The organism is Anaerococcus obesiensis (assembly GCF_016599815.1).
Lineage (GTDB): Bacteria > Bacillota > Clostridia > Tissierellales > Peptoniphilaceae > Anaerococcus > Anaerococcus vaginalis.
Genome location: NZ_CP067016.1, coordinates 25,712 through 51,577, shown reverse-complemented (window position 1 = coordinate 51,577; position 25,866 = coordinate 25,712). Strand labels below are relative to the sequence as shown.

Here is a 25,866-nt window from a genome sequence, read left to right as displayed (position 1 = left end):
ATGATAAAAAAAGCTTTTAATAATGATAAATATATAAAAATCCAGTCGGAAAAAATAGAGGAAAGAATAAAAGAATTTGATAAGTTGTATCTTGAATTTGGCGGAAAGTTATTTGATGATTCTCACGCATCAAGAGTTTTGCCAGGATTTTTGCCTGATTCTAAATTACAAATGTTAAAAAAATTAAAAGATATTACAGAAATTGTAATCGTAATAAACGCAAATGATATTGAATCAAATAAAATCAGATCAGATCTTGATATAGGTTATGACACAGAAGTTTTAAGGCTAAAAACTTCTTTTGAGGATTTGGGATTTTTTGTAAATTCAATAGTAATAACTCAATTCGATAACCAACCATCAGCTATAAAATATGGAAAATATCTTGATAGTTTAAATATAAAAAATTATAAGACTTATGATATTGAGGGTTATCCAAATAATATTCCTCATATTATAAGCAAAGATGGTTTTGGAAAAAATGATTATATACAAACAAGTAGGGACTTGGTAGTTATAACAGGACCAGGACCTGGAAGTGGAAAGCTTGCAACTTGTCTTTCACAAATGTATTTGGAAAATGAGAGAGGAATAAACGCAGGCTATGCAAAATTTGAAACTTTTCCGGTGTGGAACCTTCCTTTAAAACACCCAGTAAATATTGCCTATGAAGCAGCTACAGCCGATTTAAATGATGTAAATATGATTGATCCATATCATCTTGAAGCTTATGGAAAAACAACAGTAAATTATAATAGAGACGTTGAAGCTTTTCCTATTTTAAAACAAATGTTTGAAAAAATTTCAGGAGTTTGCCCTTACAAATCTCCAACTGATATGGGAGTAAATATGGTTGGTTTTTGCATCGACGATGAGAAAGAAACAATAAAGGCCTGTGAAAATGAAATAATAAGAAGATATTACAATGCCCTAGTAGATTTTAAACTTGCAAAATCCGACTTTAAACCTGTAGAAAAAATAGAAATTTTGATGAGCGGACTAAATTTAGAATCATCAGATAGGATAGTTGCCATAAAAGCTAGAGAAAAACAAAAAGAAAAAAATTCAGAAATTTTTGCAATTGAGCTTGGTGGTGGAAAAATTGTTACAGGCAAAAAATCAAAATTAATGTCATCTCCAGCAGCTTGTATTTTAAATGCCTTAAAAGAAATTTCTGGAATAAATGATGAAATTCCATTAATATCTCCACATATATTAGAGCCGGTTTTGAAATTAAAAGAAGATATTTTAAAACAAAAAGAGGAGTCCTTATCAGTTGACGATGTATTGATAGCTCTTTCAATATCAGCAACAACCAATCCAGTAAGTCATTTGGCACTAGAAAATTTAAATAAGCTAAAAGGACTTGATGCTCACTCAACAATAATTTTAAACGACAGCGACAAAAAAACTCTTTTAAAAATGCACTTTAATTTCACCCAAGATCCAGTGTTATCACAAGGATATTTAAATATTTAAAAAATTCCCCATAGGGGATTGATAGCATAGACAAACCCTCAAGCACGAATATCGGACTCCAAAAATTGTTGATTTCTAAATTCCAAAATTCTAAAATCGCAAACTCGAGCTACGCTCTCAAACAGTGCGATTTTTGACGAATTTTAAAATTTGAAATCAAATTAATTTTTCCGTATGATATTCTTAGCGTGAGGGTTTGTATACATTGTAAATAGTCTTAATTCCCCGATGAGGGAATTTTTTATTTGCAAATTTTTAAAAAAATTCGAATTAATTTATAATTCTATTTACTATATTTGCTTGACAAAAATTAATCAATGTTATAAGATGAATTTATAGAAAGCGTTTTTAAAAAAATCTTAAAGGAGAAAATATGAATAACGTAAAAGTAGATGTAAAAAATGAAATTGCTTATGTAACTATTGATAGACCAAAAGCTTTAAATGCTTTAAATTCAGAAACTTTAAAAGAATTAAATGAAACTTTTTCAGATATAAGAGATAGAAAAGATGTAAAAGTTTTAATTCTTACTGGTGGCGGAGAAAAATCTTTTGTAGCTGGTGCTGATATTTCTGAAATGGTAAATGCTACACCTCAAGAAGGTAGAGCAATGAGTATGCTTGCTTATGAAACTTTTAATATGCTTGAAGAAATGCCACAAGTTACGATTGCAGCTGTAAATGGATTTGCACTTGGCGGTGGTTGTGAAATTTCTATGGCTTGTGATATTAGAGTTGCATCTAAGAATGCTCTATTTGGTCAACCAGAAGTTGGTCTTGGAATAATTCCAGGATTTGGTGGAACTCAAAGACTTCCAAGACTTGTTGGAAAAGGAATTGCAAAAGAATTAATTTTTACAACAGATTCTATAAAAGCTGACGAAGCTTACAGAATTGGTCTTGTAAATCATGTTGTTGAAAAAGAAGAATTAATTGATTATTGTACAAAAATGGCAGAAAAAATTATTTCAAAAGCATCTTATGCAGTTACTCTTGCAAAACAAGTTATAAATCTTGGAGTAGAATCTGATCTTCACACAGGAATTCAATTAGAAGCAAATACTTTCGCATCAACTTTTGAAACTCACGACAAAAAAGAAGGCATGACAGCTTTCCTTGAAAAAAGAAAAGCAGATTTATCTGATTTTTAATTAAAAAAATAGGTGCTTTTGTAGAATTAAATTATTTCTACAAAAGCACCGTTTTTTATTCATCTTCGTATTCTACGTAAGAAAAATAATGATCTCTTTCATTTAAATCTTCATTTTCGTAAGTTTCAATTACTTCGTTGTTGATTGATTTTACTAAATCTATTATATATGATCTAAGATTTGCTCTTCCTAGCATTTTTTTACCTAAATTTTGTTTTATATTTGTGATTTTTTTATAATTTACTATATATTTTGCAAGGTCGACTCCTTCAACTCTTCTTTTTTTCAAAATAAATTTTGAAATAAAAGTTAGAAGGTCGAACAAATTATTTGATTTTCTTTTTAAATATTTAATTAAACTATTAAAAAATATTCCCTTTATAGAAACTAATTTATCAAAAAATTTATCTTTTGAACCATCAATTTCAAATCTTATATTTTTTGTTAAAAATTCAAAAATTTCATTAATTTCATCTTGGCAATAATCAATTATTTGGTCTGTGATTGAATAATTTGGATTATTTAATTTTGCCATAAATTCAACTACATAAGATGGAGTTGTCTTTTCATCAAGCGCCTTGTATTGATAAATATAATTTGAAAAATCATATAAGCTATGACCATCTTTTGAAATTGGCATAGAAATACCTTTTTTCATAAGCTTATCATAATAATAAATTATATTGTCTGTTGTAATTATTTTTTCTTCAAATTGCTCAATCAAAATTTCTAGGCATTCTTCTAAGTCTTTTGCTTTTATTATGGCGTGAGACCTGTATGAATCAATTTTTATAAACATTTCCCCATCTGCATCAAAAATATTTATAAAACCTAATTTTTCAATATGAATTGGGAATTTATCCTTGTAAAATTTTAAAATTTCTCCTATATATCCTTCTTTTGGAAGATTTATTTTTAAAGCTGTGTTTATCCTATCAATTAAAAATTTTTTAATATTCATTTCAGAAATCATAGGATTTTTTGCCATGGAATGAACGTAATTAAACAAAACATCTTTTAGTGATAATTGATTTTCTAGAGCGTAGGCAATTGAATTTTCTATTTTTATGGTTTCTCCTGATAAATTTTCGTAAGAAAAAGATTTGATTAATTGAGTTTTTAAATCAACAGAAAATCCATTAAATTCTTCTATATCATCCAAAACATTAATGTGTCTTATTGGAAGAGGATAGGTTACAGTTGAGCCAGTTTGAATATTAAATATTTCATTTCCAAAAACAGATTTATATTTTGCAGTTCCATTTTCATGCAGGTGACCTGTAAATAAAAATTTTACCCCCATATCTGCCAAAACTTCAATTGGAAGCTTATCATTTATTCTAGGATCATCGTCAATATATTTTTCATTCCAATTTTTTATTATAAAAGGTCCCAAGACGAGTCTTTGATCTCTAAAATTTGGAATAAAAGCATGATGAGATATTACAAAAATCATATCTTTTCTACCTTTTGCCTCATCAATTTTTTCAATCGCCCATTTCATAACATTTTTATCAAGAGCTCCAACCACATTTGTTTTGCCATCCTTATGATTTTGTTCATAATCACAAGAATAAATTGAAGTGTCAATAAAAAGTAAAGTTAGAGAATTTTTATTTTCTAAATTATTATCAATTCTTGCAAGATAAGAGCCATATCCTTGGCAATAATAAGAATATTTAAAATCTCTGTTAAATTTTTGATTTACAAAATCTAGATGAGATTTGAAAATATTAGAATTTTTATAAAATTCCAAAACCTTATCTTTGTACAAAAAATCATATATTTCAAAAAAATCTCTAGGTTCAATATAATCAGTCTTTTTGAGGTTTTTATAATCAAAAGCCTGCTTGTTATTTATATCATGATTTCCTGGAATTAAAAATATTTTTCTTTGTGGATTTTCATAGGTCCAAGATTTTAAAATTTCCATAACTTCTAGATGTGATTTTTTTTCTCCATCTTTTGTCAAATCGCCAGGAATTATTATATATTTGCTATCATTAAGACTTGCAAGCTCTAATGCTTTTTTTAAAAGCCCTTCGCCTTCAACCAAAAATTTTCTGTCATATTTGATAGCCATATTAAATTCTTTATTATTAGCCATCAAAGATCTTGCCAAAATATGAATATCAGAAAGAATGCTGAGGCTTATTTTTTTATTATTTTCCATACTATCATTTCCTTTTTCTTAATTTTAATATACCATAAGTAAAAAATAAAAATAAGGAGAAATATAGAATTATAAATTTTAGAGTTTTATTGATTTACAATTATTAATTTTATTTGGAAAAAATTTAAAATTAATTTTTACTAAATTAATAGGAATTCGCATAATTGATTTCATAATAAAAAAACAATTAATTTCTGGTTTAATAAAACCAAGCCAAGGGGAAATTTTATTAGATAAAAAATTATTGATAAACCGTCATCAAGAAAGGGCATGGTCTTTCAAAAACCTAGGCTTTTTCCTTGGCTAAGCGTTGGAGAAAATGTAGGATTTTCTGGATCATTAAAAACGAAGAGAAAATTGATGAGAAAGAAATTGATAAAATGCTAAAAAAAGTTGGACTTATAGAATTTAAAAATTCTTATCCAAAAGAATTGTCAGGAAAAATGGCACAAAGAGTTTCGTTGATTAGAACTATGATTTCAAAACCAGAAATATTTTACTTGATGAGCCTTTGGGAAGCCTTGATGCTTTTACAAGAATGAATTTGCAAGATGAAATTTTAAATTTGTGGCAAGAAATTAAAAATTTAATGATTATGGTAACTCACGATGTAGAAGAAGCTGTTTATATGTCTACAAAAATTATAATAATGGAGCCAAGGCCTGTAGGTAAAAGAAGTTGTAGATATAAATTTGGACTATCCAAGAGATAGGACAAGTGATAAATTTATTGAATACAGAAATAAAATTTTAAATATTTTAAATTATTAAAAGATATTTCTTCTAATCTTCTAAGTTTCAAAGATTCTTCTTAGGGTATATTTAAAATAGATGAAAATATTTATTAAGAAGGAGGGAATATGAAAAAAAATCCAATGGATAAGAATAATTTAGGAGACAACTTACCTAGTAGAAATAATACTAAGGGCGAAAATCCTAAAATTACAAGAGCTTCTGGAGCTCCAGTAGAAAATAATCAAGATTCAATGACAGCAGGAAGAAGAGGTCCAATAGTTTTTGAAGATACTTGGCTTTTTGAAAAAATGCTCATTTTAATAGAGAAGTTATTCCTGAAAGAAGAATGCACGCAAAAGGTTCAGGAGCTTTTGGAACATTTACAGTTACAAATGATATAAGCAAATATACTAAGGCAAAAATTTTTTCTAAAGTAGGAAAGAAAACAGAAATGTTTGCAAGATTTTCTCTTGTTGCAGGAGAAAGAGGATTTGCAGATGCAGATAGAGATATTAGAGGATTTGCTCTAAAATTTTATACAGAAGAAGGTAACTGGGATTTAGTTGGAAATAATACTCCAGTATTTTCTTTAGAGATCCTATGAAATTTATAGATTTAAATCGCGTTGTAAAAGAGATCCAAAAAATAACATGAGAAGTCCTAATAGCAATTGGGATTTTTGGTCTTCGTTGCCAGAATCTCTTCTTCAAGTAACAATTACAATGAGTGACAGAGGAATTCCATCATCTTATAGATATATGCATGGGTTTGGTTCTCACACTTATTCTTTAATTAATGAAGATAATGAAAGAACTTGGGTAAAATTTCATTTTAGATCCCAACAAGGAATTCAAAATCTTACAGACCAAGAAGCTGAAAAAGTAAAAGGAATGGATCCTGATTCACATCAAAGAGATCTTTTGAGGCTATAGAAAAAAGAAATATCCTAAGTGGAAGATGTATATTCAAGTTATGAGTGAAGATGAAGCTAATAATATGGAAGTAAATCCATTTGATTTGACAAAGATGTGGTTAAAAAAGATCATCCATTCATCGAAGTTGGAGAATTTGAATTAAATAAAAATCCGGAAAATTATTTTCAAGATGTAGAACAATCTGCATTTAGTCCAGGAAATAATGTTCCAGGAATTTCATTTTCTCCAGATAGGATGCTGCAATCAAGAATTTTGATGTATGGAGATGCTCAAAGATATAGACTTGGAGTTAATCATAATCAAATTCCAGTAAATTCTCCAAAGGGAATGAATAAAAAGATTATCATCCTTGGCATAGAGATGGTCTTATGAGAATTGATGGAAATCTTGGTGGAGAAAATCATTATGAACCAAATTCTTATGGAAATTGGGAAGAAGATCCTAAAGGATATGAGCCAAAACAAAATGGTGGAGATGTTTATAGATATGATTATAGAAAAGAAGATCAAGATTATTACACTCAACCAGGAATGCTTTATAGAGCAATGACAGACGATCAAAAAGAAGTTTTATGTGAAAATACTGCAAGACACATGAAAGATACGACGCTACAAATTAAACATAGATGGATAAATCATTGCTATCAAGCAGATAAAGATTATGGAGAAAGACTTGCTAAGGTTTTAGAAATTGACATTAATGATGTTGATTTAGAATTAAGTAAAAGGGATTCAAGACAAGCAAATTATAAAGCAAACAATGCTCATAAAGAATTGGATAAACCTAGCAAAGATTTGTCTATGAAAGAATGGGAAGAAATAAAAACAGACTATGATCCTAAAAATTTATAAAACCAGAAGACGATCCATATTTACTTTAAATAAAATAAAAATAATTAATTAAAATCATAAATTAACCCCTGAAATTCAAAATTTTCATTTTGTATTTTAGGGGTTATTTGATTTTTGATGTTAGCTTTTTTTTCCTAAAAATCGTATAATCTATGTGATAAACATCCTAAAAAAATAGAAAGGATTTTTATGAATGATTATTTAAAGAAAAATAAAAAATTAGGAGCAATAATTTTTGGTTTAATAAATGTTGTTTTAGCATTTTTATCAACTCGTTTTTTGGTATTTGCGTTTTTTATTCCAATTTTTACTGCCATAAAATTGTGGGAATTAAATGATAAAAATAAAATGATATTTTTGTTTACGACAGGTTTATTTTCTGCAATTTTAAATATTAGGATGACTATTTTTCTAATGTCTCCTATGATAATTTTTGGAAATGTTTTATATGATTTAATTAAGAAAAATAAAACTGATAAGTATAGTTTGAAAGTACTTACTATAATTTTTTCGGTTTTATCTTTGACAATTATTGGGTATCTTTACTCTAAGTCAGATATTAATTTTAATTTTTTAGTAGATGCAACAGAAAAAATATTTAAAGATCAAAATTTCAAAATAAATAAAGTAATAATAAGAAAAAGTCTTAAAGCAATACCTTTGGTTTTTATTTTCTTTTCTTTGATTTACAGTATGATTTCACTAAAACTTGTTAGAAATTATTTGAATTATAAAAATGAAAATATAAGGGATTTAAGAAGAATTAACACAATTAGAATTGATATAAAAGATTTAAGAGATATTTTTATTTGCCTAATTATTTCAGTAATATTATGTAAAATTTTATCTTTTTCAAATGAATTTATTTTGTTAAATTCAATTATGGCTTTTAAATTATTATTTTTTCTAAATGGAGTTTTGCTTATTGATTATTTTGTATCACTAAAGAAAAACAAAGTAGCAAGAATAATTAATTGGTTTTTATTATTTATATTCTTTGCTTACATATCAGATATTATAGCAACAATAGGTTTTATTGATATATTTTTGAATTTAAGAAAAAAAGTGAGGATAGCATGAAGGAAAAATTAAGGTATTTTACGAAAGAAAATTATATTTTTATACTAATCTTACCTCTAATTATTTCGATAATCTTGTTTTTTTATGAGAAAATTTTTGCAACTATAGGACTTATCCTTGTAGTTTTATTATATTTTTATATTAAAAAAATAGATGATAATAATGAGGATTTTTTCCAAGCATATATTGATGAGTTGGATTATTCTTTTGATGAAATAACTAAAAATGTTGTATTTCAAATGCCATTTCCTATTGTTATTTTGGAAGATGGAAAAACAATTAAGTGGCATAATTCTAATTTTAAGGAATTGTTTGAGGCGAAAAATTTAATAGGGAAAAGTGTAAATAATTTTATAACAGATTTTAGCCAAATAGATTTTTCTAAACAATCAACGGATCCTATAACTGTTGATATTTACGATAAGGTTTATGAATTTTATTATTCTACAATAAAAAGAGAAAGATTTGATGATGAGCTTACTTTTGTTTATGGAATTGATAATACATCTGATGAGAATATCAAAAAGATATTTAAAGACAGACGCCTTGTTGTTTTGACAATGTATATTGACAACTTTGATGATTTAAGACAATCTACAAAGGCAAGTGATAGATCATCTTTAACTGGAGAAATTGATAGAATTATAATGAATTATTTTGAAAAATATGGTGCCATGGTAAGAAAATATGAAAATGATAGGTACATGGTAATGATTCATTATGATGATTACAAAAAAATTTATGATAGTAAATTTAAAATTTTGGATTTGGTAAGAGATGTAAAAAAAGGAAATTCTATTCAACCAACTCTTTCTGTTGGTGTAGGTTTATCAGGTTCAAAGCCTATTGATGTTTATGAGGAATCTAGAATTTCAATAGATATTGCTCTTTCGCGTGGTGGCGATCAAGTTGTAATAAAAGAAGGCGATAATTACGAATATTTTGGTGGCAAATCAAAAGCAACAGAAAAAATTTCAAAAGTAAGAAGTCGTGTTATATCACAAGCTTTAAAAAGAATGGTAGAAACATCATCAAAAGTTTTTGTAATGGGACATAATAATCCAGACATGGATTCTTTTGGGTCAGCTCTTGGAATTTATGAAGGAATAAAAAGTATTGGCAAGGAATGTTATTTTGTTTTAAATGAAGTAAACAAACCAATAGAAAATATTTACAATAGAACTGTTGAAGATTTGGAAGGATTTAGAGAAAATGTTGTTACAGAAATAAAAGCTTTGGAATTGATGGATCAAGGCTCTTTGGTAATTGTGACAGACAATCACAGAAAAAATTCTACAGAAGCTCCATCATTAATAGATAGGACAGAACAAATTGTAATAATTGATCATCATAGAAGGGGAAATGATTATATAAGAAATGCAACAATTTCTTATATTGAGCCTTATGCCTCAAGTGCAAGCGAGCTTGTAACAGAAATTTTAAATTATTTTGATGAATCATTTAAGGCAAGAGTTCCAGTTGCGGAGGCTTTACTTGCAGGACTTACTGTTGATACAAAAAATTTCGTTTATCAAACAGGAGTAAGAACTTTCGAAGCCGCATCAATTTTAAAAAGATGGGGAGCAGATTCAATTATAATAAAAAGAATGTTCAAAGATGATTTTGAAATAGTAAAATACAAATCAGAAGTAATAGCTGATTCGACAGTTGTAAATGATTTTATTGCAATAGGTCATTTTAATAGAGAAATGGATGGCTCAACTTTAATAGCAAGTCAAGCTGCTGATGATTTATTAAATATAAAAGGTGTTAAAGCAAGTTTTGTTTTGACAAGATCAAATGATAAAATCCATATATCAGGAAGAAGTTTGGGAGATATTTCAGTTCAATTAATTTTAGAAAGAATTGGCGGAGGTGGACATTTAACTTCAGCTGCAACCCAACTTGATATGAGTATAGAAGAAGCAGAAATTATGCTTAAAAAAGCTATAAAAGAATATTTAGAGGAGGAAGTTGAAAAAAATGAAGATAATATTAACTGAAGATGTTAAAAAAATCGGCAAAAAAGGCGAAGTTGTAAATGTAAAGCAAGGTTATTTTAGAAATTATATTTTACCAAATAATCTTGGAGTAGAAGCAAATAAAGAAAATTTAGCAAAGCTTGATGAACATCTTAAACAACTAAAAAAAGAAGAAGATGAAAATATAAAAGCTGCAATGGAAAATAAAGAAAAAATTGAAAAAACAGAAGTTATAATCAAGGTAAAAGCTGGAGAAAATGGAAAATTATTTGGTTCAATTACAAATATGGATATTAAAAAAGCTCTTGATGAAAAAAATATTGAAGTAGATAAGAAAAAAATCGACAAGGCTGACATTGATTCACTTGGAGATTATGAAGTTACAATTAAGCTTTACCAACAAGTTTCTGCAAAATTAAAAGTGAAGGTTGAGGCAGAATAATGGAAGAAAATCTTAGGCAAATGCCTAGTGATATTTCTTCAGAGATGGCTATAATTGGTTGTATAATTACAAAAAGTGAAACCATAGATCAGGCTATACAATTAGTAAAGCCTTATGAGTTTTATGATTCAAGATGCCAAAGAATTTATAAGACTTTAGTTAATATGTATCAAAAAGATATAAAAATAGATGAAGTAAGTCTTATATCAAAATTAAAATCAGAAAACATCTTGGAGGAAGTTGGAGGAGAGCAGTTTATTGTAGAGATAACACTCTCCTCATTTTATACTCCAAATATGGATCAATACTGTGAGAATGTCAAAGAAAAAGCTCTCCTTAGAGCATTAATCGGTGCGTGTGATGAAATAGTTGGAAAATCTTACGAACAAAAAAAAGATGCTAAAGAAGTTATAGAAATGGCAGAATCAAAAATTTTTGAAATAAGCCAAAAAAATCTTGAAAAGGGTCTTGTAAGAGTTTCTGAAACTATGGATGAAACAATAAAACAACTTGAACTTTTAAGTTTAAATGAAGGAAAAATAACTGGCGTTACGACAGGAATTTCAAGTGTTGATGATAAACTATCAGGTCTTCAAAATTCCCAATTAATTTTACTTGCAGCAAGACCTGCAATGGGAAAAACTGCTCTTGGTCTTACTATGGCATGGAATGCAGCAAACGCTGGCAAATCTGTTGCGTTTTTTTCATTAGAAATGTCAACTTATCAATTAAATCAAAGATTAATTTCTATGGTTTCAATGATTGATCTTGAAAAAATAATTACAGGAAATTTGGAAGCTGACGAGTGGATTGAAATTATAAATGCAATTACAAAAATAAAAGAAAAAGAAATATATGTAGATGAAACTGCAGGAATTACTTTGTCAGAGCTTAGAAGTAAATGTAAAAGATTAAAGGCAGAAGAAGGACTTGATTTAATTGTAATCGATTATTTGCAACTTATGACTGGGGAAGGAAGATTTGATAATAGGCAACAAGAAATTGCACAAATTTCTAGAGGTTTAAAATCTTTATCAAAAGAAATAAATTGCCCAGTTTTATCACTTGCCCAACTATCTCGTGAGGCTGACAAAAGATCTGATCACAAGCCTATTTTATCAGATCTTCGTGAATCAGGAGCAATCGAGCAAGATGCTGATGTTGTTATGCTTTTGTATAGGGAAGATTATTACGACGTAGATGATAATCCTAATGTAGCAAAAGTAATTTTGGCAAAACACAGAAATGGGCCAACAGGTCTTATGGAATTATTTTTCCACAAACAATGCACAACTTTTAAAGACCTAAGTCATGATGAAAAATAAAATGAAAATAATTGGAAAAGACGATAAGATATATTTAAAAAAATTAGCCTTAGATGATGCTTATGATTTAAGAAAATGGTCAATGAATGAGGATGAAAGATTAAAAGGCTATAATTATGGAAATTTTTCTCAAATTGATTGCGAAGTTTGGTTTATGAATGTAAATATTTATAGGAAAAGATATTTTGCGGTAAGAAAAATTGACGATGATAGTTTTATTGCCTTTATAGGTCTAAAAAATTATAATCCGATTTTAAGAAAAAGTGAATTGGGAATTGTTTTTGATCCACAATATACTTCAAGAGGTTATGGTTTTAAGGCTATGAAAATCTTACTTGATTATTATTTTGAGGATTTAAAATTTAATGAACTTTATCTTGATGTAAATAATTTTAATAAAAGAGCGATTTCTTTGTATGAAAAATTAGGATTTAAAAAATGTGGCGATACAATAGAAATTTTTGAAAATCAAGAAATATATCCTGACGACCAATATTTTTTAATGAAAAATGGCAAAATTTATAGTTTTATTACAAAAATGAGAATAAGAAAAAATGGAAGGTAATAATTTGGAATTTAAAATTCAAAATTTAAGTTTGGATATGGGAGAAACATCATTTGAAAATATGTTTTTAAATACATACGTACCCATGGCAGACGGAGATAGCCTAAAAGTTTTTTTGCTTTTATATAAGGATTTAAAATCTAGTGGAGAAGTTGATTTAGAAAAAATAAAAAGACAACTTGCCTTTGATGATGAAAAAATGAACGAAATAATTTCATATTGGACAAATATGGGAGTATTTAGGAAAAAAGATAGGGGTGATGGGACTTTTTATCTTGAAATAATTTCTCTAAGACAAGCTTATTTTGGAAATTCAAAGGCAAATGCAAGCGAAAATATGCTTGATACATCAAAAAGAAAATCTGTAATGTTTAATCAGGTTGAAAGAATTATTCAAAGACAGCTTACTCCACAAGATATTAGAAGAATTCACGAAACTTTAGATGAATATAAACAAGATCCTGAGCTTGTTACAGAAGCTTTTAGGCAAGCAAAAGAAGTAAATAATGTTGATGTAAAATATGTAATGGGATTTTTAAAAACTTGGAGAGATCAAAGTATTTTTTCCTTAAATGACTTAAAAATAAAAGAAGAAAGAGCGAAATTAATGAGAGAAAAATCTCCAAGAAAATATAAGAGTGCAAAAAAAGTTTATAGGTCAAAAAATAAAAATCCAAATGAAAAATCTTATGCCCAAAAGGCAAGGGAAGAAAGATTTAAAAAAATTCTTGAAGGAGGGGATATAAGATGAGTCCCAATGACAATATTTCAAGAATAATTGAAAAAAGAAGAATAAAAAATAAAGAAGAACAAGAAAAAAGAAAAAAAGAAATATATGAAAAATTTCCAAGAATTAAAGTTATTGACAAAACTATTGCATCGCTTGGGCAAATGGCAATAACAAAGGCTCAAGAAGGAATTAATGTAGATGAATTAAAGAAAAAATTAAAAGAGCTTGATAGGCAAAAGGAAGAAATTTTACTTGAAAATTCTTACCCAAAAGACTATTTAAAAATCCATTATCATTGTGATATATGTAAGGATACAGGTTTTGTAAATACTCAAATTTGTAGGTGTAGAAAAAAACTTATAATAGAGAAAAAATATTCCCAATCAAATATTAGTAGGCTTGTTCAAAGAGAAAACTTTAGAACATTTAACGCAAATTTATATTCTAAAAATCTTTACAAAGATTATCCAATTAGTCCCTACGAGAACATAATTAGAATTCAAAATGATGCAAAAATGTATGTTGAAAATTTCTCAAAAAATTATAAAAATCTTTATATATTTGGAGATGTAGGAAGGGGCAAAACTTTTTTGATAAATTCTATTGCCAAGGAAATTTTGGATAGAAATTATTCAGTTCTTTATCTTACAGCTACAAAATTATTTTCTTTTATGAATGATTATTTGTATGCTTTTTCTGAAAGAAAAGAGGAATTAAAAGAAAGATATGATTTGATTTTTGAATCAGACCTTTTAATTATTGATGATTTGGGAAGCGAAAATGATAGAAATTCTAATGAATCAAATTTATTTGAAATTGTTAATGATAGGATGATTAACAAAAAACCAATTATTTTTTCATCAAATTATTCTGAAGATGAGCTAATGGAGTTTTATGGAGATAGGATTTTTTCAAGAATTATTGGTTCAAGCCATGTAATGGAAATTTTTGGAGAAGATTTAAGACTTTTATTTTAGGAGTAAAATATGCTTTTAGTAGATCGTGAAACCATGCAAAATATTGACAGCTATGCAATAAATGAAATTAAAATTCCATCTTTGTGTTTGGTTGAAAGAGCAGCACTTTCTGTAATGGAAAATATTAATCTTGATATAAGACACTCTTTTGCTCTTATTGTTTCTTGTGGAAACAATGGAGCAGATGGACTTGCTCTTGCTAGAAATTTACTTGCCATTTCTAAAGATTGTGATATTTATATTATTGGAAATAAAAACAAGGCAAGCAAAGATTTTATAATAAATTATAATGCTTGTAAAAATCTTACAGAAAATATTTATTCGATTGAAACAATTGAAGATATGAATTTTTTGAGAAAAAATCTTGATAGGGTAAATACGATTGTTGATGGGATATTTGGAACGGGTTTGAATAGACCTGTTTCTGGAATTTATGCAAATATAATTGATTTGATAAATGAAAAAAATATCTACACGATTTCAATTGATTTGCCATCAGGTTTTGATGCAAATGGGGAAAATAATTATGGATCTTATGTTGATAGCGACTTAATTGTTTGTATGCAAATTTTAAAAAAAGGTCTTTATGAAGATAATTATTTTAGGGATAAAACTGTAGTTTGTGATATTGGACTTCCTCAAATTGCTATTGAAAAATTTGTTAATGTTTGAAAAAAATAAAAATAAAAGTATATTACTATTAATTGAATAAAGCTGTGATGAGAAGTAGTAATTAAAAATAACCTTTAGAGAGAAGATGGTTGGTGAAAATCTTTGGCGAAAGTTAATGAATCCGTCTTTGAGCTTATAAATTTAAAGTGAATGAATTTATTTCATTAAATTGGGTGGTACCGCGATAATCTCGTCCCTTTTGGGATGAGATTTTTTTATTGTAAAAAAATTAGGAGGAAATATGTTAGACATAAAATTTGTAAGAGAAAACCCAGATTTTGTAAAAGAAAATATCAAGAAAAAATTTCAAGATGAAAAATTAGTTTTGGTTGATGAAGTAATTGAGCTTGATGAAAAATTAAGAGATGTAAAAACTGAAGGAGACAATTTAAGAGCAAAAAGAAATAAAACTTCAAAACAAATTGGTGCTCTTATGGGCCAAGGAAAAAAAGATGAAGCTGAAAAAGTAAAAGAAGAAGTTTCAGATATAAATGATAGACTTGTTCAAATCGAAGAAGATACAAGAAAATTCCAAGACCAATTAAAAGAAAAAATGCAAGTTATCCCACAAATAATTGACGATTCAGTTCCAATAGGAAAAGATGACAGCGAAAATGTAGAAATTGAAAGATTTGGCGAAAATGTAACTCCAGATTTTGAAGTTCCTTATCACGTTGATATTATGGAAAGTTTTAATGGAATTGATTTAGATTCTGCAAGAGATACATCAGGAGCAGGTTTTTATTATTTAAAAGGAGATATTGCAAGACTTCATTCAGCAATTCTTTCTTATGCAAGGGATTTTATGATAGACAAGGGATATGAATATCACATTCCACCATTTATGATTAGATCTGACGTTGTTACAGGCGTTATGAGCTTTGCTGAAATGGAAGATATGATGTATAAAATCGAAGGCGAAGATTTATATTTAATCGGAACAAGTGAGCACTCAATGATTGGTAAATTTATAAATTCAATCACAGATGAAAATGAAATGCCACTAAGAATGACATCATATTCTCCTTGTTTTAGAAAAGAAGTTGGAGCTCACGGAATTGAAGAGCGTGGAGTTTATAGAATCCACCAATTTGAAAAGCAAGAAATGGTTATAATTTGTAAGCCTGAAGATTCAAAGAAATTTTACGATGAATTATGGAAAAATACAGTAGAATTTTTTAGATCATTAGAAATTCCTGTAAGAACACTCGAATGTTGTTCAGGAGACTTGGCAGATTTAAAAGTAAAATCTTGCGATGTTGAAGCATGGAGCCCAAGACAAGGAAAATATTTTGAAGTAGGTTCATGTTCAAATCTTGGAGATGCACAAGCAAGAAGACTTAAAATAAGATTAAGAGGAGAAAAAGGAAATTATTTTGCTCACACATTAAATAACACAGTAGTAGCTCCTCCAAGAATGTTAATTGCATTTTTAGAAAACTTATTACAAGAAGACGGATCAGTTAAAATTCCAAAACCACTTCAAATGTATATGGGCGGAATGGAAAAACTTGTTCCAAAAAATAAATAGAAATTAAAGAAACTCATTTATAAACACTCAAAAAATCCTAGCCAATTGGCTAGGATTTTAAAATATTTTTTATCTGTAATTATTAAATCTAATTTTTGATCAAAATTATCAAAATTTAATTTGTAAGATTTATTTATTTGATAAAATAAACCGATGTAAAAGGATTTATGATTTTTTATGTAATAATCATAATATCCTCCGCCGTAGCCAAGTCTAAATTTATTTTTGTCAAAGGAAAGTCCTGGGACTATGGTAAGGTCTATTTTTTCCAAACTTTTTTCAAGTTTTGATGTTTTTATTTTATATGCTCCATCTATAAGATCGTCAAATGAAGTGAGCAAAACTGGAATCATTTCAGATTTTTTTATAATTTTTGGTATATAAACTTCCTTTTTATCTAAAAATGCTTGTTCTATTATTTTTTTTGTATTAATTTCATCTTCTGTTGAATAATAAATAAAAATCGACTTGGCAATTCTATAGTATTCGCTTTTTATAAGTTTATTTTTAATTTTTTCATCCCAAATTTTTTTATCGTTTTTTGGGATTTTTTTTCTGTTATTTATAAAATAACGTCTTAGTTCTTTTTTCATTAAATCACTCCAAAAGCTTTTATATTATGATTCAATAATTTTAAAATTTTTTTCTTAATTTAATCCTGTAAATTTATTTTTTGTTTTCATATAGGCTGCAATGATTTCTGCGCCCAAAATTATTGTCAATGAAAATAAAAGCATCCAAACTAATAAGGCTATAATTCCTGCCAAAGCTCCGTAAATAACAGACATATTGCTCATATTATTTAAGAAAAATGAATAGGCAAAGCTTGTTATGGTAATCATAATTGTTGTAGAAATTGAGCCGACAAAGGCGTCTTTGAAGCTTATTTTTATTGAATTATTGTAAGGCGCACACTTGTATAAAAGGCTTAGACCAAGAATTAAAATTATTGGCGGAAGTATTCCTGAAACTAAATTGATTAGCCAGGTAAATTTTTCAAGAGAAAATGACGAATTTACAAGTTGCAATACATTTTCTATTAAATTTAAAATTCCATTTGAATAAATTCTTAGCAAAAATAAAAATATTAGGATAAAAATAAGGATAAATGTATACAAAAATCCAAATATTTTATTTTTTATCATGGAATGATCGTCTTCAAGTCCGTAGGCTACATTTATTGCAAGAATTATTTTTGAAACTCCTTTTGATGCTGACCAAAGGGCAAATATCAATGTGATTGTAGAAAGTGTTGAAACTGATGATGAATTAATAATTGATTTTACAAGCATCAAAATTACACCTCTTATTGTTTCTGGCAAAAGCTCAATAAATTCTACAATTACATCTTCGTTACCTTTCATATATTTTGTGACAAGATTTAACAAAACCAAAAGCATGGGAATTGCTGCTGACAAAAAATAATAGGAAAGAGAAGACGCCAAGGTCATAATATCGTGGGACTTTGCTCTTTCAATTAGGGTAAAAATAAATTTTTTTGTTTTTTTTGATTTTATTTTTCCTTTCATTTTAAGTACCCATCAAACCAATCTTTAATTTTTTCTATTCTTTTTATTCTTGCTTTTGGCTTTCCTGATCTTGACAATTCGTGATTTTCTCCGTGAAAAATATACATTTTTGTATCAACGCCATTTTCTTTTATTCTTGTATACATTTGAAGACCTTGCTCTAATGGACATCTATAATCTTCGTCAGAATGAATAAACATTGTTGGAGTTTTTACATTTTTCGCGTGTTTAATAGGAGATTGCTCCCACATTTTTTCTAAATTATCCCAAGGATTTGCTCCTGTTTGGTCAGGCGCAAAATAATATCCTATATCAGAAACTCCATAGAATGAAGTCCAATTTGAAATTGACCTTTGAGAATTTGCAGCCTTAAATCTATTTGTGTGTGAAACAATCCAATTTGTCATAAATCCACCATAAGATCCGCCATAAACTCCCATATTATTTTCATCAATTTGTGGATATTTTTTTATAGCAAAATCTGTAAAATTCATCAAATCTTCATAGTCAATAGTTCCATATTTTCCTCTAATATCAGAATATTTTACGCCATTTCCACTTGAACCGTGTGGATTTGTATAAATAATTATATATCCATCATTTGCAAAAACTTGGTGCTCGTGGTGGAAAATATTTGAAAATTCTGTTTTTGGTCCGCCGTGGATTGATAAAATGGTAGGATATTTTTTGTTTTTATCAAAATCTACTGGCAAAAGAACAAATCCTCTAATTTTATCGCCGTTTGATTCATAGAAAAACTCTTCGATTTTTCCAAGTGATGAATTTATTTTATTATCAAGTAAAATTTTGTTATTTTTCTTTTCTTTTAAGTGGGAAATTCTATCTTCTGTCATTGCAAAATAATAAATATTGTCATTTGCTATTGCAAAATCTTCAACGCAACCAGAAATTTCCAGTTTTATATTTTCATTTTCATCTAAGGAATAAAGTTTTGATTCTTCTTTTTCTGTAACTACAAAATAAAATTTATTGTTTTTGTAAAAAAAAGTCCTATAAGCTTCGTATCTTGCATCGCTACCAATAGAATTGCCAAAAGATTTATCAAAATCATCAGGACTTATTTTTTTATATTCTCCAGTTAAATTGCTTTTGTAGATAAAGGCATCTTCATTTATTCCGCCTTTTTTCATATCACTTGCCACAAAAATAATTTCATCTTTGTCATTAAAAAATAAATCATAATAGGCAAATTTATTTTCGATTATAATTTTTTCTTCCTTATTTTCTAAATCTAAAATTACTAAATCATCTCTAAGTCTTGAAACTTTATTATCATTTTTTCCCAAAACTAGAGCTAATTTATTTGCGTTTTTATTTATTGCAAAAGCATTTAGACTTTCATTTTCAAAATCTCTAATTTTTTGAAGACTTTTATCTTCTTTTTTGAAAAGGTAAAGACTTTGTTTTTGATTATTTATATAACCTGTGCCATTAAACCAAAAAGGCAATTTGCTAACTTCCTTATAAAAAGAATTTTCCTTTTGTTTTTTCCTTTCGTCCTCTTTTAATTTGTCGCTAGCTTTTATCAAATAATATCCATTTTTTAAATCTTTGATATATGAAACATTCTTATCAATTTTAAATTCTAAACTTCCAACTCCCATTGACCTATCTTTTTTATAAAAATAATCAAATTTATCGTCGGATTTTTCCTTGTAAATTAAATTATCATTTTCATCAAAAATAAAGATTCCAATATTTTTATTGTCAGAAACTTTATATTTTTTATTTTTTTCTATATCAAAAAGATAAAGATAAGAATTGTATTTATTTTCGTCTAAATCGGCATTTGTTTTTAAAAAAGCCAAATATTTTTCGTCATTAGATATTTCAAGACTTGAATAAAAATCATAAGTTAAAATATCATTAATTTTTGTTTTTTCCATTTCTCCTCCTTGCATTTATCTCATTATACAATAAATTTTAATAAAGAAAAAACTAAAGGTTTACATTAAACTTAGGGGGGTATATATATAATATCAAAAGGACGGAGGTTCAATATGAAATTAAATATTAAAGGTAAAAACATCAATGTTTATGAAAGCTTAAAAGAAGAAGCTAAGGAAAAATTTGATAGGCTTGACAAATATTTCAACAAGGAAGAAGAAATGGACCTCAAATTTTCTACCGAAGGTAATTTAAAAAAAGTTGAATCAACCATTTTTCTTAAAGGCGGAACAATTTTAAGAGCTGAGGAAGTAAATGATAATTTCTCAACAGGAATTGATAAGGTAATAGATGCTTTGGTTCGTCAAATTAGAAAACAAAAAACAAAATTACAAAGAAATAGAAGAAATGGTGAATCAATTAAATTTGAATCCTTTGATAACATTGAAGAAGGAAAAGAGGAAAATATTCCAAAGATCAAAAGACAAAAAGAAATAGTTCTAAGACCTATGAGCGATGAAGAAGCTTGTATGCAAATGGAATTATTAAACCATGATTTCTTTATATACTTAGATGATGAAGAAATGAAAACAAGACTTGTATATAAAAGAAAAGATGGACATTACGGATTAATTATTCCCGAATAAAATAAATTAGCTGCTGCAAATTATTTTGCAGCAGTATTTTTGTGTTCACTAAAATTTTTTTTGATATAATATAAATAAAAATATTTAAATATGAGGGATAAATAATGAAAAAAATTGCTATAGTTGGTTTAGGATTAATGGGCGGTTCTTTTGCTAAGGCTTTTATAGAGTATAGTGATAATATAGTTTATGGCTATGATATTGATGAAAAAACAAAAAAATCGGCCAAGAATTTTGGTATAAAAATAATTGAAGATAAGAATGAATTAAAAAAAATGGATCTTACAATTATTTGTTTAAATCCATTAACCATAAAAAATTTTGTTGGAAAAAATTATAAATACTTATCCAAAACTGTTATGGAAATTTCTGGAGTAAAAAATAATTTGCATCCATATATAAAAAAATTATCAGAAAAATATTCTTTCGTATATAAATCAATTCATCCTATGGCTGGTAGAGAAGTTTATGGCTTTGAATCTTCTTTAAAAGATTTATACAAAAATGCTTCGATGATTTATGTTGATGATTTAGATGATGAGGAAATTTCTTTATTTAAAAAAATTGGATTTAATAAATTTGTAAAGGCAAGTCCCAAAAAACACGATGAAATGATTTCTTTTACATCTCAACTATGTCATGTGATTTCTAATGCTTATGTATTAAATCAAAAAAGCATTTACCATGATGGATTTTCTGCTGGGAGTTTAAAAGATATGACAAGAGTTTCAAAGATTGATGAAAACTTATGGTCAGAATTATTTTTATTAAACAAGGATTTTTTGATTGAAGACATAAATACAATGATAGAAAACTTGGAAGAATTAAAAAATGATTTGAAAAATAATGACGTAGATAGATTAAAAGCCCAACTAAAAAAAGGAAATGACATAAGAAAGAAGATGTGGTAATGAAATTAAGTGTAGATTTAATAAATCCCTATGAAATAGAAATAGGCTCAAATATTATAAAAAAATTAAATACATATTTAAAAGAAAATTATAAAAATTCAAAAATTTTAATTATAAGCGATGACTTAGTTTATAAAATCCACAAAGAAAAATTAATTAAAGAGCTTGATGGATTTTTTTATAAAGAATTTATAATAAAAAATGGAGAAAGTTCAAAATCAACAGAAAATCTGATAAAACTTCTAGAATTTGCTGCTGAAAATCAATACAGAAGAAATGATTTAATTATTGCTTTTGGTGGAGGAGTTGTAGGAGATATTTCTGGGCTTGTTGCATCTTTATATCTTAGAGGAATTGATTATATTTCAATTCCAACTACTTTTTTATCAGCAATTGATTCATCAGTTGGAGGAAAAACAGCCGTAAATTTAAAGGCAGGAAAAAATTTGTGTGGAACTTTTTACCAACCCAAAAAAGTTTTTATTGATACAGATTTTTTAAAAACTCTTTCGGATTATTATTTTAATGATGGTTTGGCTGAGGCTATAAAATATGGAATTATAAAAGATAAGTCTATTTTTGATGAAATTTCAAAAGAAAATGTAAGTAAAACTTACGAAAATCTCCCATCAATTATAAAAAAATGCTTGGATATAAAAAAAGATGTGGTTAAAGATGATGAAAAAGATTTTGGTATTAGGCAAATTTTAAATTATGGCCACACATTTGCTCATGCTATAGAGAAAAATTCAAATTTTGAAATAAGCCATGGCCATGCGGTTGCTCTTGGTATGAAAATTATGGTTAAAAATTTTTACGAAAGTTTTTACGATGATTTTATAAAAGTGTTGAAAAAATATAATCTTGATAAAAAAATTGATTTTGATACAGAAAAAATATTAAAAGTTTGTATGGTTGATAAAAAATCAAGAAATGACAGGATAAATATAATTGTTGTGAGAAATCTTGGAACTTGCGAAATTTTAAATATAGATTTAAAGGATTTGAGGAAAATTTATGAAAACAGATAATATTTTAATTCATCCATCAAGGCTTGAAGGAGAAATTGACGCCATTTCCTCAAAATCTTATGGACATAGGGCTTTGATTTTGGCAGGTCTTTGCGAAAATCCTACAAATATTTATATTAATGAATTTTCAAAAGATATAAATGTAACTATTGATGCTTTAATAAATTTGGGAGTTGGGATTGAAAAATTTGAAAATTTTGTAAAAGTTACTCCTCCAAAAGAAAAAATAGAAAAAGCCACAATAGATATGTACGAGTCGGGTTCTTCACTAAGATTTTTTACAGCTGTAGCAAATCATTTTGCCAAAGAAGTAAAAATTATTGGAAAAGAAAGATTAAGTCAAAGACCAAATTATGAATTAATAAAAAATTTGAGAAAGCATGGTCTTGAAATTTCATCTAATAAAATTCCTTATACGATAAAGGGAAATTTATTTGGCGGAAATTTTGAATTTTTTGAAAACAAATCCAGTCAATATATTACCGCAATTATGCTTGCGTCAAGCAAATCATCTGGAAAAACTTCGATAAAATTAAAAGAAAAACCCGAATCGCTTGGCTATATTGATATAAGCAGAGAAGTTTTGAAAGATTTTAATGTAGATGTAAAAGAAGAAAATAATTCTTATTTTATAAAAAATCCACAAATAAAATCGCCTAATAATTATTATGTTGAAGGCGATTGGTCAAATGCTGCCTTTTTTTATGGGGCAAATCTTATAAATTCTAAAATAAAAATCAACAACTTGAAAGAAGATTCCTTGCAAAAAGATAGGGAAATTGTAGATATTATAAAAAAAATTAAAAATTGCAAAAATGAAAATAAGACACTTGAAATAGATATTTCTCAAATTCCAGATCTTTGTCCAATACTTGCTCTTCTTTTAACATATTTAGATAAAACGTCTTATATTACAAATGGAAAAAGATTGAGGCTTAAAGAAAGCGATAGGCTTGAATCAACTTCAAAAATGCTAAATGATTTGGGAGCGAAATGCGAAATTATTGGAGATAATCTAAAATTTCAGGGAAAATAAAATCTGGAACAGTCGATTCTTTTAATGATCACAGAATTGTAATGGCAGCAAGCATCGCTTCCTTAATGGCAAAAGATGATATTATTATAAAAAATTATAAGGCAGTAAACAAATCCTATCCTTCATTTTTTAAAACTTTTGAAAAATTAGGAGGAAAAATTGAGTATTTAGGAGCTTAAATGGAAGATTTAAAAGAGATTAGAAATCAAATTAATAAAATTGATGAAGAAATTATAAATTTATTGAAAAAAAGATTTGACCTTTCAAAAAAAGTTAGAGCCTACAAAATTTCCCACAATAAAAAAATTTACGATCCAAAAAGAGAGCGAGAAATTTTAAAAAAAATAAAAGAGAAAAGTCCTGAATACGGCGAATATTTTCTTCCTATTTTTCAAGAAATTATGGATCAATCGAAAAATTTACAAAAAGAAGAAGAAAAATATGGACTTTTAGGAAAAAGTTTAGCTCATTCTTATTCAAAAATAATTCACGAAAAAATAGCCTTTTATGATTACCAATATTTTGAAAAAAACGAAGAAGAATTAGATTATTTTTTTGAAAGAAGAGATTTTAAAGGAATAAATGTAACAATTCCCTATAAAAAAACAGTAATGAAATACCTAGATTTTGTTTCAAAAAAAGCAGAAAAAATTGGAGCAGTAAATACAATTGTAAATAAAAATGGAAAACTTTACGGTTACAATACTGATTATTATGGATTTTCTTATAATTTGAGAAAAAATAAAATAAATGTAAAAGATAAAAAATGCTTAATTTTAGGAAAGGGTGCTTCATCAGAAACTGTAAGCCAAGTTTTAAAAGATGAGGGGGCAAAAAAAATAGTATTTTTGTCAAGAAAATATAAACCTTATTTTAAAGATGTAAAAGATTATTTTGATTTTGATATTATAGTAAATACAACTCCTGTTGGAATGTATCCAAATAATGGAAAATATTTAAAAGAAATTAAGCTCTATGATTTTAAAAATTTAGAGGCAGTTGTAGATTTAATTTACAATCCATATATGACAAAAATTATAGCTTGTGCCAAAGAAAAAAATATAAAATATGCAACAGGTTTTGATATGTTGCTTGCCCAAGCAGTAAAAGCAAGCGAATTGTTTTTGGATAAAAAAATTGATGAATCACTGATTGAAAAAATAAAAAAATCTATTTATAAAGAAAAAATAAATATAGCCCTAATAGGTATGCCAGCAGTAGGCAAAACCAGTCTTGGAAAAATTTTGGCAAAAAATATGAATAGAAAACTTGTCGATATTGATTTAGAATTTGTAAAAAAATATGGCAATATTGAAGAATTTTTTAATAAATATGGGGAAGATGAATTTAGAAGAAAAGAAAGCCAAATAATAAAAGAAATTTCAAAAAAAACTTCTCTTATTATAAGCTGTGGCGGAGGAGTTGTTGAAAGGAAAGAAAATTATTATTTCCTAAAAGAAAATTCTCTAATAGTAGAAGTAAAAAGAAATTTAGAAGATTTAGAAGTGGAGGGAAGACCTATTTCAAAAAAATATAATTTATTTGACTTGTATAAAAAGAGAAAAAAATTATATGACAGTTTTAAAGATTTTGAGGTGGAAAATAATAATTTGCTGGAATGTGCTAAGGAAATTGAGGTGAAATTTTATGAGAATATTGATAATTAACGGACCAAATATAAATATGCTTGGAATTAGAGAAAAAAATATTTATGGCTCAAAAAATTATAAAGATTTAATAAAATATATAAAAGAATACACTGAAGATAAGGACATTGAAATTGAAATTTACCAATCAAATTCTGAAGGACAAATTATAAATAAAATTCAAGAAGCTTATAATTTGTACGATGGAATTGTAATAAATCCAGCAGCTTATACTCATACATCAATTGCAATTTTGGATGCACTAAAAGCTGTAAATATTCCAACAGTTGAAGTGCATTTGACAGATGTAGATAAAAGAGAAGATTTTAGAAAAATATCTTACGTTTCATATTTTGCCAAAAAAACTATTAAAGGCAAGGGATTTGATGGTTATATAGAAGCGATTGATTTTTTAAAAGAAAATTATGATAAATAAATTTGTAAATTTATTTTACAATTTGTTGATTTTCATTTAATATTATATTTGTGATAGTTTAATCCTAACTTATTGCCAAAAGCTTATAAAAAGGGT

The 25,866-nt window shown here is 27.1% G+C and carries 28 protein-coding genes, 1 pseudogene and 1 other annotated feature; of the genes and pseudogenes, 25 read left to right on the top strand and 4 right to left on the bottom strand.

Annotated elements, in window-relative coordinates; translation table 11 throughout:
• Together I6H46_RS00230 and I6H46_RS00225 are read left to right on the top strand one after the other, a co-directional pair.
• Positions 1–1,479, top strand: coding sequence for a DUF1846 domain-containing protein (locus I6H46_RS00230; protein WP_070606107.1), 1,479 nt, complete (start codon positions 1–3; stop codon positions 1,477–1,479).
• A 373-nt stretch (positions 1,480–1,852) separates the two neighbouring features.
• Positions 1,853–2,629 carry an enoyl-CoA hydratase-related protein gene (locus I6H46_RS00225; RefSeq protein WP_004839134.1) on the top strand — a complete coding sequence of 259 codons (777 nt, stop codon included), beginning with the start codon at positions 1,853–1,855 and terminating at the stop codon, positions 2,627–2,629.
• Between the two features lie 55 nt (positions 2,630–2,684).
• On the opposite strand, the gene I6H46_RS00220 is transcribed toward I6H46_RS00225, so the two are convergent.
• Positions 2,685–4,802 carry a metallophosphoesterase family protein gene (locus I6H46_RS00220; RefSeq protein WP_200225886.1) on the bottom strand — a complete coding sequence of 706 codons (2,118 nt, stop codon included), beginning with the start codon at positions 4,800–4,802 and terminating at the stop codon, positions 2,685–2,687.
• 380 nt (positions 4,803–5,182) lie between these two features.
• On the opposite strand from I6H46_RS00220, the gene I6H46_RS09550 reads away from it, so the two are divergent.
• The 16 genes and pseudogenes from I6H46_RS09550 (at position 5,183) to serS (ending at position 16,626) form a co-directional block, all read left to right on the top strand.
• On the top strand, positions 5,183–5,344 hold the full coding sequence (locus tag I6H46_RS09550; RefSeq protein WP_234287366.1) for a hypothetical protein: 162 nt from the start codon (positions 5,183–5,185) through the stop codon (positions 5,342–5,344).
• Positions 5,341–5,514, top strand: a complete 174-nt coding sequence (locus I6H46_RS09545) for a hypothetical protein (RefSeq protein WP_234287365.1) — start codon at positions 5,341–5,343, stop codon at positions 5,512–5,514. The genes I6H46_RS09550 and I6H46_RS09545 overlap by 4 nt, the downstream gene beginning before the upstream one ends.
• 147 nt (positions 5,515–5,661) lie before the next feature.
• Entirely contained in the window at positions 5,662–5,937 is a 276-nt protein-coding gene (locus I6H46_RS10365) for a hypothetical protein (protein ID WP_325100605.1), read from the top strand.
• Positions 5,883–6,140: a catalase gene (locus tag I6H46_RS10360; RefSeq protein ID WP_325100604.1), complete on the top strand. Its 258-nt coding sequence runs from the start codon at positions 5,883–5,885 to the stop codon at positions 6,138–6,140. Before I6H46_RS10365 ends, I6H46_RS10360 begins: the two co-directional genes overlap by 55 nt.
• A gap of 46 nt (positions 6,141–6,186) precedes the next feature.
• Positions 6,187–6,468: a catalase gene (locus I6H46_RS10355; RefSeq protein ID WP_325100603.1), complete on the top strand. Its 282-nt coding sequence runs from the start codon at positions 6,187–6,189 to the stop codon at positions 6,466–6,468.
• A 25-nt stretch (positions 6,469–6,493) separates the two neighbouring features.
• Positions 6,494–6,843: pseudogene (locus I6H46_RS10345) on the top strand (catalase).
• Positions 6,840–7,322: a catalase-related domain-containing protein gene (locus tag I6H46_RS10340; RefSeq protein WP_325100600.1), complete on the top strand. Its 483-nt coding sequence runs from the start codon at positions 6,840–6,842 to the stop codon at positions 7,320–7,322. The pseudogene I6H46_RS10345 and the gene I6H46_RS10340 overlap by 4 nt, the downstream one beginning before the upstream one ends.
• Positions 7,323–7,511: 189 nt before the next feature.
• The gene (locus tag I6H46_RS00205; protein ID WP_019117418.1) at positions 7,512–8,402 is read left to right on the top strand and encodes a DUF2232 domain-containing protein; all 891 of its coding nucleotides are present in this window, start codon (positions 7,512–7,514) and stop codon (positions 8,400–8,402) included.
• Complete coding sequence (locus I6H46_RS00200; RefSeq protein ID WP_200225884.1) at positions 8,399–10,405, top strand: DHH family phosphoesterase; 2,007 nt, start codon at positions 8,399–8,401, stop codon at positions 10,403–10,405. The genes I6H46_RS00205 and I6H46_RS00200 overlap by 4 nt, the downstream gene beginning before the upstream one ends.
• On the top strand, positions 10,386–10,826 hold the full coding sequence (gene rplI / locus I6H46_RS00195) for a 50S ribosomal protein L9 (RefSeq protein WP_026074017.1): 441 nt from the start codon (positions 10,386–10,388) through the stop codon (positions 10,824–10,826). The genes I6H46_RS00200 and rplI overlap by 20 nt, the downstream gene beginning before the upstream one ends.
• Positions 10,826–12,151: a replicative DNA helicase gene (gene dnaB, locus I6H46_RS00190; protein ID WP_019117421.1), complete on the top strand. Its 1,326-nt coding sequence runs from the start codon at positions 10,826–10,828 to the stop codon at positions 12,149–12,151. The genes rplI and dnaB overlap by 1 nt, the downstream gene beginning before the upstream one ends.
• Positions 12,141–12,716: a GNAT family N-acetyltransferase gene (locus tag I6H46_RS00185; RefSeq protein ID WP_234287364.1), complete on the top strand. Its 576-nt coding sequence runs from the start codon at positions 12,141–12,143 to the stop codon at positions 12,714–12,716. The genes dnaB and I6H46_RS00185 overlap by 11 nt, the downstream gene beginning before the upstream one ends.
• Positions 12,706–13,467 (top strand): DnaD domain-containing protein, encoded by a 762-nt coding sequence (locus I6H46_RS00180; RefSeq protein ID WP_004839125.1) that lies wholly within the window; start codon positions 12,706–12,708, stop codon positions 13,465–13,467. Before I6H46_RS00185 ends, I6H46_RS00180 begins: the two co-directional genes overlap by 11 nt.
• The gene (locus I6H46_RS00175; protein ID WP_019117423.1) at positions 13,464–14,423 is read left to right on the top strand and encodes an ATP-binding protein; all 960 of its coding nucleotides are present in this window, start codon (positions 13,464–13,466) and stop codon (positions 14,421–14,423) included. Before I6H46_RS00180 ends, I6H46_RS00175 begins: the two co-directional genes overlap by 4 nt.
• A gap of 9 nt (positions 14,424–14,432) precedes the next feature.
• Positions 14,433–15,095: an NAD(P)H-hydrate epimerase gene (locus I6H46_RS00170; RefSeq protein ID WP_019117424.1), complete on the top strand. Its 663-nt coding sequence runs from the start codon at positions 14,433–14,435 to the stop codon at positions 15,093–15,095.
• Positions 15,096–15,130: 35 nt separating this feature from the next.
• Positions 15,131–15,296, top strand: a binding site (T-box leader).
• Between the two features lie 40 nt (positions 15,297–15,336).
• Entirely contained in the window at positions 15,337–16,626 is a 1,290-nt protein-coding gene (gene serS, locus I6H46_RS00165) for a serine--tRNA ligase (RefSeq protein WP_070737054.1), read from the top strand.
• A gap of 17 nt (positions 16,627–16,643) precedes the next feature.
• Here the strand turns inward: serS and I6H46_RS00160 are convergent, their stop codons facing one another.
• From I6H46_RS00160 to I6H46_RS00150, 3 genes are read right to left on the bottom strand one after another with little or no spacing between them, the layout of a single operon-like run.
• Positions 16,644–17,219, bottom strand: coding sequence for a 5-formyltetrahydrofolate cyclo-ligase (locus I6H46_RS00160; protein ID WP_200225882.1), 576 nt, complete (start codon positions 17,217–17,219; stop codon positions 16,644–16,646).
• A gap of 54 nt (positions 17,220–17,273) precedes the next feature.
• Positions 17,274–18,155: a YihY/virulence factor BrkB family protein gene (locus I6H46_RS00155; protein WP_070606088.1), complete on the bottom strand. Its 882-nt coding sequence runs from the start codon at positions 18,153–18,155 to the stop codon at positions 17,274–17,276.
• Entirely contained in the window at positions 18,152–20,062 is a 1,911-nt protein-coding gene (locus tag I6H46_RS00150) for an alpha/beta hydrolase family protein (RefSeq protein ID WP_234287363.1), read from the bottom strand. The genes I6H46_RS00155 and I6H46_RS00150 overlap by 4 nt, the downstream gene beginning before the upstream one ends.
• Before the next feature lie 114 nt (positions 20,063–20,176).
• On the opposite strand from I6H46_RS00150, the gene hpf reads away from it, so the two are divergent.
• The 7 genes from hpf (at position 20,177) to aroQ (ending at position 25,770) form a co-directional block, all read left to right on the top strand.
• Complete coding sequence (gene hpf / locus I6H46_RS00145) at positions 20,177–20,710, top strand: ribosome hibernation-promoting factor, HPF/YfiA family (RefSeq protein ID WP_004839118.1); 534 nt, start codon at positions 20,177–20,179, stop codon at positions 20,708–20,710.
• Between the two features lie 104 nt (positions 20,711–20,814).
• Complete coding sequence (locus tag I6H46_RS00140) at positions 20,815–21,621, top strand: prephenate dehydrogenase (RefSeq protein ID WP_019117428.1); 807 nt, start codon at positions 20,815–20,817, stop codon at positions 21,619–21,621.
• Positions 21,621–22,652: a 3-dehydroquinate synthase gene (gene aroB / locus I6H46_RS00135; RefSeq protein ID WP_019117429.1), complete on the top strand. Its 1,032-nt coding sequence runs from the start codon at positions 21,621–21,623 to the stop codon at positions 22,650–22,652. Before I6H46_RS00140 ends, aroB begins: the two co-directional genes overlap by 1 nt.
• Complete coding sequence (locus tag I6H46_RS00130; protein WP_267907443.1) at positions 22,639–23,688, top strand: 3-phosphoshikimate 1-carboxyvinyltransferase; 1,050 nt, start codon at positions 22,639–22,641, stop codon at positions 23,686–23,688. Before aroB ends, I6H46_RS00130 begins: the two co-directional genes overlap by 14 nt.
• 41 nt (positions 23,689–23,729) lie before the next feature.
• Complete coding sequence (locus I6H46_RS10170) at positions 23,730–23,867, top strand: hypothetical protein (RefSeq protein ID WP_267907442.1); 138 nt, start codon at positions 23,730–23,732, stop codon at positions 23,865–23,867.
• The gene (locus I6H46_RS00125; RefSeq protein ID WP_019117430.1) at positions 23,868–25,355 is read left to right on the top strand and encodes a shikimate kinase; all 1,488 of its coding nucleotides are present in this window, start codon (positions 23,868–23,870) and stop codon (positions 25,353–25,355) included.
• Positions 25,336–25,770: a type II 3-dehydroquinate dehydratase gene (aroQ, locus tag I6H46_RS00120; RefSeq protein ID WP_019117431.1), complete on the top strand. Its 435-nt coding sequence runs from the start codon at positions 25,336–25,338 to the stop codon at positions 25,768–25,770. The genes I6H46_RS00125 and aroQ overlap by 20 nt, the downstream gene beginning before the upstream one ends.
• The last annotated feature ends 96 nt before the right edge of the window (positions 25,771–25,866 follow it).

Bases quoted from the DNA above. Each gene is read 5' to 3' on its own strand.
- I6H46_RS00130 (WP_267907443.1), top strand. From the start codon at position 22,639: ATGAAAACAGATAATATTTTAATTCATCCATCAAGGCTTGAAGGAGAA.
- I6H46_RS00200 (WP_200225884.1), top strand. From the start codon at position 8,399: ATGAAGGAAAAATTAAGGTATTTTACGAAAGAAAATTATATTTTTATA.
- I6H46_RS00150 (WP_234287363.1), bottom strand. From the start codon at position 20,062: ATGGAAAAAACAAAAATTAATGATATTTTAACTTATGATTTTTATTCA.
- hpf (WP_004839118.1), top strand. From the start codon at position 20,177: ATGAAATTAAATATTAAAGGTAAAAACATCAATGTTTATGAAAGCTTA.
- I6H46_RS09550 (WP_234287366.1), top strand. From the start codon at position 5,183: ATGCTAAAAAAAGTTGGACTTATAGAATTTAAAAATTCTTATCCAAAA.
- serS (WP_070737054.1), top strand. From the start codon at position 15,337: ATGTTAGACATAAAATTTGTAAGAGAAAACCCAGATTTTGTAAAAGAA.
- I6H46_RS00220 (WP_200225886.1), bottom strand. From the start codon at position 4,802: ATGGAAAATAATAAAAAAATAAGCCTCAGCATTCTTTCTGATATTCAT.
- aroQ (WP_019117431.1), top strand. From the start codon at position 25,336: ATGAGAATATTGATAATTAACGGACCAAATATAAATATGCTTGGAATT.
- rplI (WP_026074017.1), top strand. From the start codon at position 10,386: ATGAAGATAATATTAACTGAAGATGTTAAAAAAATCGGCAAAAAAGGC.
- I6H46_RS00125 (WP_019117430.1), top strand. From the start codon at position 23,868: ATGGAAGATTTAAAAGAGATTAGAAATCAAATTAATAAAATTGATGAA.
- I6H46_RS00225 (WP_004839134.1), top strand. From the start codon at position 1,853: ATGAATAACGTAAAAGTAGATGTAAAAAATGAAATTGCTTATGTAACT.
- I6H46_RS00185 (WP_234287364.1), top strand. From the start codon at position 12,141: ATGAAAAATAAAATGAAAATAATTGGAAAAGACGATAAGATATATTTA.
- I6H46_RS00140 (WP_019117428.1), top strand. From the start codon at position 20,815: ATGAAAAAAATTGCTATAGTTGGTTTAGGATTAATGGGCGGTTCTTTT.
- I6H46_RS00155 (WP_070606088.1), bottom strand. From the start codon at position 18,155: ATGAAAGGAAAAATAAAATCAAAAAAAACAAAAAAATTTATTTTTACC.
- I6H46_RS00205 (WP_019117418.1), top strand. From the start codon at position 7,512: ATGAATGATTATTTAAAGAAAAATAAAAAATTAGGAGCAATAATTTTT.
- I6H46_RS00180 (WP_004839125.1), top strand. From the start codon at position 12,706: ATGGAAGGTAATAATTTGGAATTTAAAATTCAAAATTTAAGTTTGGAT.
- I6H46_RS10170 (WP_267907442.1), top strand. From the start codon at position 23,730: ATGGCAGCAAGCATCGCTTCCTTAATGGCAAAAGATGATATTATTATA.
- I6H46_RS09545 (WP_234287365.1), top strand. From the start codon at position 5,341: ATGAATTTGCAAGATGAAATTTTAAATTTGTGGCAAGAAATTAAAAAT.
- dnaB (WP_019117421.1), top strand. From the start codon at position 10,826: ATGGAAGAAAATCTTAGGCAAATGCCTAGTGATATTTCTTCAGAGATG.
- aroB (WP_019117429.1), top strand. From the start codon at position 21,621: ATGAAATTAAGTGTAGATTTAATAAATCCCTATGAAATAGAAATAGGC.
- I6H46_RS10355 (WP_325100603.1), top strand. From the start codon at position 6,187: ATGAGAAGTCCTAATAGCAATTGGGATTTTTGGTCTTCGTTGCCAGAA.
- I6H46_RS00170 (WP_019117424.1), top strand. From the start codon at position 14,433: ATGCTTTTAGTAGATCGTGAAACCATGCAAAATATTGACAGCTATGCA.
- I6H46_RS00160 (WP_200225882.1), bottom strand. From the start codon at position 17,219: ATGAAAAAAGAACTAAGACGTTATTTTATAAATAACAGAAAAAAAATC.
- I6H46_RS10340 (WP_325100600.1), top strand. From the start codon at position 6,840: ATGAGAATTGATGGAAATCTTGGTGGAGAAAATCATTATGAACCAAAT.
- I6H46_RS00230 (WP_070606107.1), top strand. From the start codon at position 1: ATGATAAAAAAAGCTTTTAATAATGATAAATATATAAAAATCCAGTCG.
- I6H46_RS00175 (WP_019117423.1), top strand. From the start codon at position 13,464: ATGAGTCCCAATGACAATATTTCAAGAATAATTGAAAAAAGAAGAATA.
- I6H46_RS10365 (WP_325100605.1), top strand. From the start codon at position 5,662: ATGAAAAAAAATCCAATGGATAAGAATAATTTAGGAGACAACTTACCT.
- I6H46_RS10360 (WP_325100604.1), top strand. From the start codon at position 5,883: ATGCACGCAAAAGGTTCAGGAGCTTTTGGAACATTTACAGTTACAAAT.